Genomic DNA, 2,554 nt, shown 5'->3' with positions numbered 1-2,554 from the left:
AGTGCGCCGTTGTGGCGCTGAAAGGAGTATCAGTAATGATGAGGTAAGTTGAGGAAACCTCTGCCCGCCAAGCTAACCTTGGGTTCGAAAGACCTGAAATCCGGAAACGGACAGGGGACAATAGCATGCTTGGAGTAAGGCCGAATGCGTTCCAGTCGTAAAGGAGCGATGCCGGTCAGGGCAAGACGCGTAAGGTGAAAGCTACACTGCTTAAATCCCAGTCTGCAGCGTTTTATATAGCGGAAGCTGGCGAAAGCGACTGACACGCCAGTCCCGGACGATGGCAAGAGTCTCATGTCTTGGCTCTTTGCTCCTCAGCCCGTCCGGCGCGCCTCTCGTCGAGGGGTTTAGTGGATGAACGGGACACCTAACCGCGTCGTATCTCCGATCAGTGTAACTACGGGATGCCCTAAACAGGCGGCTTCGGCCGACCTGCATGGGTACGGAGCCGCCATAGTACTCAAACGCCCGGGGTAATGCCTGGGACAGCTTCCCAGTCGGGGAGACGGTGCATCCGCATAAGGAACGGGCGACCGGGCCGAAAGCGGAGACCGCCGGGGGAAGGGCGGCAGTTGCGATACTTCAACCGAAATCATGGGGTGTGCTGATGCTACCTGAAACTGTGATGGCCCGGTTGGAGGCCATTCCGACGCTGGCAGCGTCGGGCAAACGAGTAAATGGGCTTCATCGTCTGATGGGGTCTCGGCTTCTCTGGGAGCAGGGACTCAAGAAGATCGTCTCCAATCGGGGGGCGATGACGCCGGGTGTCGATGGCGAGACCTTCGCGGACTTCGGTCCGGAAGACCTCGACCCATTGATCGCCAGTGTGGTGGCTGGAGCCTACAAACCGAAACCAGTGCGTCGGGTATTCATCCCGAAAGGCAAGGGTAAGCGGCGTCCGCTGGGGATACCCACGCGCGACGACCGCCTCGTCCAGGAGGTGGCGCGCCAACTCCTCGAAAGGATCTATGAGCCGGTGTTCTCGAACGCCTCGCATGGGTTCCGGCCGAGGAGATCGTGTCACACGGCGCTTGAACACGTTAAAGCCGTCTGGACGGGCGTGAAATGGCTTGTTGACGTGGATGTCGCTGGGTTCTTCGAGAACATTGACCATGACGTCCTGCTCAAGCTGTTGCGGAAACGGATCAACGATGAAAAGTTCGTTGGCCTGATCGGTGACATGCTGAAGGCGGGCGTCATGGAGGGGCGGACGCATAATCCGACCTACAGCGGCACTCCACAGGGCGGGATCGTGTCTCCAATCTTGGCAAACATCTACCTGCATGAGCTCGATGAGTTCATCGCAGGCCGGATAGCCGCCTTCGAGAAGGGAAAGGTCCGTGCCACGAACCCGGAGTACGGGAGAGTGGCAGCACGCATCGCTAAAAGGCGAGCGCGGCTCAAGCGTCTACAGGCCAGCGATAACGCTGACTTGGCAGCGATCGAGGTCTTAATCTTCGAGATCAAAGCTTTGTCGAAACAGATGCGTACCTTGCCGTCGCGAGACGCCATGGACGCCGGATATCGCCGACTTCGCTACTGCCGGTATGCTGATGATTTCCTTATCGGTGTGATCGGTAGCAAAGACGATGCACGACGTATCTTCGCGGAGGTTGGGTCGTTCCTGACCACCGAGTTGGCACTGAGCGTATCCGAGGAGAAAAGCGGTATTCGAAAGGCGAGCGATGGAGCTGCCTTCCTCGGTTACGAGGTGCGAACCTATACGGGACGTCAATGGACAGTGCGGAGCCAGCGCGGCTCGCAGCACTTCAGCCGTCGGCCTCCGTCAGAGGTGATGCAACTCAGCGTTCCTTGGGAGAAGGTTTTCGGGTTTGCCGCAAGGAAGGGGTATGGTGACATGGCTGTATTGAAGGCCAAGCATCGGAACATCCTTCTTAGCTGTAGCGATGTCGAGATCGTCCTTGCATATAATGCCGAACTACGGGGGTTTGCGAATTATTACGCCTTGGCGAGGGACGTGAAGCAAAAGCTCAACAGGCTAGAGTTCATCCAACGCTGGAGTATGTTCAAAACCATGGCCAGCAAGCACAAGAGTAGCGTACGTGCTGTTGCCGCCCGTATGAGGTCGGGGCAGGAATATCGCGTCGACTATTTGGTCGACGGCCAGCCTCGGTCGGTTAAGGTCTGGAAGCTGATGTATTTGGACCGTGGGTGGGTAGATAAGGCCAAGGTGGATATCCCACCGCGGACTCAAATCTATTCCCATTCACGGACGGATTGGGTCGATCGTCAGAACGCCAAGCAATGCTCGGCGTGCGGGCGGACGGACCGTCCGTGTCAGGTTCATCACGTCGAAGGGTTGGCCGATATTGCACAACGTGGTTTCGCTGCGGAGATGAAGGCTGCGCGGTCACGCAGGACGAGAGTCCTGTGCGACCTGTGTCATGTTGACCTACACCGTGGACGCTTGTCCGATACCCGGAACATGAATGGTATTATCGCAGCGGAGAGCCGTATGCAGTGAAAGCTGCACGTACGGTTCGGCGGGGGGGTCAGGGCTGACTCTTTGAGCAGCACCAACCCTACCCGACTG

At 57.8% G+C, this 2,554-nt stretch carries 1 protein-coding gene; it reads left to right on the top strand.

The features are described from left to right. Positions 1 to 607 precede the first annotated feature (607 nt). Complete coding sequence (locus GV027_RS20045) at positions 608 to 2,485, top strand: reverse transcriptase domain-containing protein (RefSeq protein WP_201302727.1); 1,878 nt, start codon at positions 608 to 610, stop codon at positions 2,483 to 2,485. Positions 2,486 to 2,554 lie beyond the last annotated feature (69 nt).

The organism is Sphingomonas sp. T1 (genome assembly GCF_902506585.1).
Classification (GTDB): Bacteria; Pseudomonadota; Alphaproteobacteria; order Sphingomonadales; family Sphingomonadaceae; genus Sphingomonas; species Sphingomonas aerolata.
The sequence above is the reverse complement of the archived record's forward strand: the minus strand, read 5'-3'. Positions and strand labels throughout refer to the sequence as shown.